Below are 4,727 nucleotides of genomic sequence, written 5' to 3' on the forward strand. Positions count from 1 at the left end.
GGATGCTCATGGCAGCCTCATGGGGAGGCCGCCACGGCGCGCTGCCGCGCCGGATCAGGCCTCGTCTCGACATGGAGGTTTGGGCGTTCCGGCCGCAGCAGCGCCGGAGCGGTGGTCTCGGGTGTGTCGCGGCGAGCAGGATGACGCTCCCCCCACGCGCCTGCCGGGTCGAGGGGCGGCCGCGAAGACCTAGAGTTCGACCCAGGGGCAGCCCGCGGCCTGGAGCAAGGTGAGGCCGAAGCCGAGCCCGAGATCGAGCGCCTCGGCATCGCACTGCATGATCGGCTGCGAGACCGGCGCGCAGCCCTGCACGACGATGCCCTGCCCGGAGGCCCGCACGAGCGCCGCGACCCGCTCCTGGAGGTAGATCACATCCGCCTTGTTGAAGCTTCGGGAGGTGAGGAGGTACATGGTCTCGACGAAGGCCATCGCGGGACTGCGCCGGTGGTCAGGCAGGCGGCGCGGCGGCCGGCCGACCTCGCCGGTATAGAAGTGGAGCGTCAGGACCGGCGCATCGTCCTCCGCCTCCTGCACCGGCGCGAGCCCGGCCAGCACATAGACGGAGGCCTGCCGCAGAAGCGGGTGCTGCAGGGCGAGGGAGAGGGAGCGCCACGCGACGCGCACCGCTCTCACCTCGATGATCCGGTGCCATAAGATGGCTCCGCCCGGCATCATCTCGACCTGAATGCCGGGGAGGTCGAGGGGCGTGGGCAGGGGCAGCGGGGCCGTGAGGGGCAAGGTCATGGACGAGCTCCGGGGATGGCCGGCGCGGTCAGGGCGCGGCGCAAATCTGAGGGAAGGTGAGGGCGCGCGGCTCCGCGGGACGGATTGCGTCCGGAGGGCCGGCGTGGTCCGGGAGGTCAGGCCCGGCGGTCAGCCCGGCGGACGCGCAGATCGGCGTCGAAGGGCGCCTGCAGGTCGAGGGCAAGCAGGCCCACGTCGACGAGCGCCAGGACGGCGGAGATCGGCCAGGGGTGGTCGGGCAGCGCTCCCGCGATGCCGCCCAGCGTCGCCTCGCCGTCCCCCTCGTCCACGACAGTGAGGATCCGGACCTGGGCGTCGGACGCGAGGCCGGGGTGCCGGACGAGATCGGCACGCGGGAGCAGGGCGCGCGTGCCGGCCGTCAGCCGGCGGATGTGGGTGGGGTCAGCGGGGCGCGCGCCACCATCGCAGTTGCGCGCAGGCGCATCGGCGCCGTAGATGGAGACAACCATCGTGGATTCCCTGTGCTAGCAGGTGGATCGGATGGCCAGGCTGCTGGCGCGGCGGCAACCGCGCCGGTAGCCGCCTTTGACGGCTACACGAACCCAACCCCCGGACCGTGTGGGCCCGGCCCGCACAACATGGACCAGGAAACCCGCCCCGGCAATCCCGTCCGGGCGGCAGACTGGAACCATGGTTAACGGATGGGCAACGCCCGCTCACTCGATCGCTTTGATCCGGCCCCGCTCCCACTGGACGGCGGTGGGGGCGTCGAAGTCGAGAACGCGGAAGTAAAGTTGCCCCCGTTTCGATACTGCTGGCGAATTCCAAGTTGCTTGATCGTTCACGGTGCAGACTGGCCTGCTGAAGCCGCTTGGGCGTTCCATCGGTGACCTCGGCCGCCGCTGCGCGGGCACGCGTGGCGCGATCAGCGAATTCGCCAGTAGTATCGGGCAAGTGGAGAGCACTGCTATAGCGCAGGAGGATCTCCATGCCCCACACACGCTTTACGAAAGAGTTTCGGGATGAGGCTGTGCGGCTTGCGTTGACGAGCGGCCGCAGCCGGCGTGAGATTGCCGCGGATCTCGGGATCGGCTTGTCGACCCTACGGCACTGGATTGACCACCGCCGCGAGCGCGAGATCGACGCCCCCTGAGGAGCACCAGGACGACCGGGCGGCCGAGTTAAAGCGGCTGCGGCGCGAGAACGAAATCCTGCGCCAGGAGCGGGAGATCCTGAAGCGGGCTACAGCTTTTTCGCCAAGGAGGGAAGTCGATGAGGTTCGCCCGGGAACCGATGAGGATCACCGTGACAGTTACCCAGGCACCCTGGAGACGCGGCCGAACTGCATTCGCGACGCGGGCGGCTCAAAGAGCACGGGAAGACTTTACGATCACTTCCAATCGCGTTCCGTAATTGCCGCTTCTGCGAACCGCGTGTGCTCACGCACGCACTCGCATGCGCGCGGAGCCCGCGCGCTTGCCGAACCCCGGGCCGCGGCTCACACTCGCGAACAGGCCCACGACCCGGAGGGCATGCATGGCGAATGAGGAACACCTCGCCCAGATCGAGCAGGGCTTGGGGGCCTGGAACGCATGGCGCCGCGAGAACCCCGACATCATCCATCCTGGCCTCCACGAAGCGAACTCATCAGTGCGAACCTCCGCGGGGCGAACCTCTTCGGGACGAGCCTCCGCGAGGCGAACCTCAGCGGGGCGGACCTTCAGGCTGCCAGTTTGGTCGAAACGAATCTTACGGGTGCTGATCTCACCGGCTGGCGCATCTACGGCATATCCGCCCGGGGATTGAAACTGGAGAGAGTCGAGCAGCAGAACTTGGTCATCACTCGCAAGGACGAGCCCGAGATCACCATCGACAACATCGAGGCTGTGCAGTTCATCTACCTCCTGCTCTACAATGAGAGGATCCGCGGTGTCATCGACACCATCACCTCCAGGGCCGTGCTGATCTTGAGACTTTTTACCAGCGCTCATTGCGAGATATGACTAGGCAAACTGTCGAAGTTGATCCGATCAGGCTGCAGGCCGGCATTGAAGCGCTGGCGCGCGCTGGACAGGCATTTCGGCTGAGCCGGTTCGAAAGAGTTTCCTATAGAGCGCTGATGGTCAGCGTCGACGTCGCGATCGTGAGTTTCCTCGCGATGATAGTACTATTCGGTATCACTGCCGTCGCTACAGACGACGATCCCGGATTCATCCTCATCGCCGTTATGGCGTTCGTTTTCAGCCTAGCGGTTGCAGTCGGGATCATCGCGCTGGTGTTGAACATTCCCCTGTTCCTCCGGGCTTCAGGAGAAAGGGGAAGGCTGAAGCAGCTCGGTCTCGACGCATTGTCCAAATCGCTTTGGAAAGAGAGTCGGCGCAGCCGCTGGATCAGCCGGATCCGCAGCGGATTGATTATCGCGATCGGTGCGCTTTCCGCGCTCGTTGCGGTCACCGGCGCGATCATCCGGAAATCGGAGATCGACCCCGTCATCGTGCTGTTCTGCGGAATGCTCGCCATGGTGCTTTTCGCCGCCCGCTATTTGCGAAACCAACGCGAGCGGATCGAGCTTGCGGCGAGCGCCGATAAGCTGCGCACGGCTCTGCTCCGCGTGCAAGAGCGTGCCGGCGAAGGAAGGCCGGTCGCGGTTCCGTCCGACCTCCTGGCGCAGGCGGCGCGGATCGAAACCGCGCAGATCGCGCAGGAGCGCAAGGATGCCGTCCTGCAGAGCGTGGCGTCACGACCGACCGGCTACGCCGTCGCGTTCGACCAGAACGCCGCCGAGCAGCGGGCGAAGCTCGATCTCGCAGACCGGATCGACCTCGAGGACTTGGTGGCACAGATCAGCACGGCCGGCGCGACCAGCGAACCCCAGGCAGGGACGGTTTTCAGGCGCGACGGCGCGATGTTTCGGGCCAGGACCAGCAGCGGGCACATCGAGATCGAGTGCGTGCTCGACGAGGCGTCCCGCAGCATCCGCGTCGCCGCAGTGACCCGGGCAGGCGCCGGCGCACAGCAGGGCGGGCAGACGGATACCGGGCATGGGTGAACCATACGCGATCCAATACTCCGAAACCGCGAAGGCCAGCCGAAAGGAGCTGCCGCCGGGCACGATGGTAGCACTATTCGACGTGCTGGACACGCTGGCGGCCGATCCCGACGCTTTTCCGGGCCGGGTCCGCGCCATCAGTCGCGACGGGAGCATCCGGCTCTATTCGCATCCGTTGCCGCCGCTGCAGATCACCTACGAAGTCGATCCGGATCGCCGTGTGCTCTATCTGCAGCATTTCGTGGCGCCACGGGTGCCGGCGACCAAGCCCGTCTTCATCAGCTACAGCCACAAGGACGCCAAATGGCTAGACAAGCTCAAGCTGTTCTTGCGCCCGCTCGAGGAGAAGGAGCTGATCAGTGTCTGGGATGACAGCAGTATCCAGCCCGGCTCGGACTGGCTGAGCGATATCCGCAAGGCGCTCGAATCCGCCCGGGTCGCCGTGTTCCTGGTGACGCAGAATTTCATCAGCTCGCCATTCATCAAGAATACCGAACTTCCGGCCCTGCTGGACGCCGCGAAGAACCGCGGATGCCTGATCTTCTGGATCGCGGTGAGCACGACGACGTCCCTCGACGGCACGCCGTTTGCGAAAATCCAGGGCGCGATTCCGGCCAACTCGCCGCTGGATCTCCTGTCCGAGGGCGAACAGAACAAGGCGCTGGCCGACATCTACGCCAAGCTGAAGGCCGCCGTATCAGTCGATTAGCATTGCCAGGCGATGCAGCGTCACTTTGCGATCGCTTCGGCGGAGGTGCGCGATGGCGCTGCGGACCGACTTGTCGGTGCGACCGCCTCCACATGGACTGCCTTTGGACGCCCATAATCCCGCCTTGCCCACCCGGTTGGGCCATGACACACACGCCCAGTCACTACCGCCAAGACCGAGTAGAACGGAAGGACATCGCTGTCGAACCCGTGCGGGTGTTCGACGGCCCGCGCGGGTTCTTGATTCGGTTAGGTCATGGTTGAT

The 4,727-nt window shown here is 65.8% G+C and carries 6 protein-coding genes and 1 pseudogene; 5 read left to right on the forward strand and 2 right to left on the reverse strand.

Annotation, left to right across the window (positions count from 1 at the left end):
- Nucleotides 1–193 (forward strand): hypothetical protein (locus BN1233_RS49245; protein ID WP_210168227.1); only part of this gene is annotated, 193 nt, incomplete at its 5' end.
- Here the strand turns inward: BN1233_RS49245 and BN1233_RS31000 are convergent.
- Both BN1233_RS31000 and BN1233_RS31005 read right to left on the reverse strand, forming a co-directional pair.
- Nucleotides 190–744, reverse strand: a complete 555-nt coding sequence (locus BN1233_RS31000; RefSeq protein WP_046867548.1) for a hypothetical protein — start codon at nt 742–744, stop codon at nt 190–192. The two genes, BN1233_RS49245 and BN1233_RS31000, sit on opposite strands and share 4 nt — an antisense overlap.
- 116 nt (nt 745–860) lie before the next feature.
- On the reverse strand, nt 861–1,214 hold the full coding sequence (locus BN1233_RS31005; protein WP_046867549.1) for a hypothetical protein: 354 nt from the start codon (nt 1,212–1,214) through the stop codon (nt 861–863).
- 479 nt (nt 1,215–1,693) lie between these two features.
- On the opposite strand from BN1233_RS31005, the pseudogene BN1233_RS46170 reads away from it, so the two are divergent.
- The 4 genes and pseudogenes from BN1233_RS46170 to BN1233_RS43525 form a co-directional block, all read left to right on the forward strand.
- Nucleotides 1,694–1,986 (forward strand): annotated as a pseudogene (locus BN1233_RS46170) (transposase); the annotation flags it as partial.
- 311 nt (nt 1,987–2,297) lie between these two features.
- Nucleotides 2,298–2,708, forward strand: coding sequence for a pentapeptide repeat-containing protein (locus BN1233_RS43520; protein WP_048709283.1), 411 nt, complete (start codon nt 2,298–2,300; stop codon nt 2,706–2,708).
- Nucleotides 2,705–3,754, forward strand: coding sequence for a hypothetical protein (locus BN1233_RS31020; RefSeq protein ID WP_046867550.1), 1,050 nt, complete (start codon nt 2,705–2,707; stop codon nt 3,752–3,754). Before BN1233_RS43520 ends, BN1233_RS31020 begins: the two co-directional genes overlap by 4 nt.
- A gap of 82 nt (nt 3,755–3,836) precedes the next feature.
- Nucleotides 3,837–4,463 carry a toll/interleukin-1 receptor domain-containing protein gene (locus BN1233_RS43525; protein WP_187144410.1) on the forward strand — a complete coding sequence of 209 codons (627 nt, stop codon included), beginning with the start codon at nt 3,837–3,839 and terminating at the stop codon, nt 4,461–4,463.
- The last annotated feature ends 264 nt before the right edge of the window (nt 4,464–4,727 follow it).

Origin of the sequence: Microvirga massiliensis, assembly GCF_001006805.1 — a bacterium.
Lineage (GTDB): Bacteria > Pseudomonadota > Alphaproteobacteria > Rhizobiales > Beijerinckiaceae > Microvirga > Microvirga massiliensis.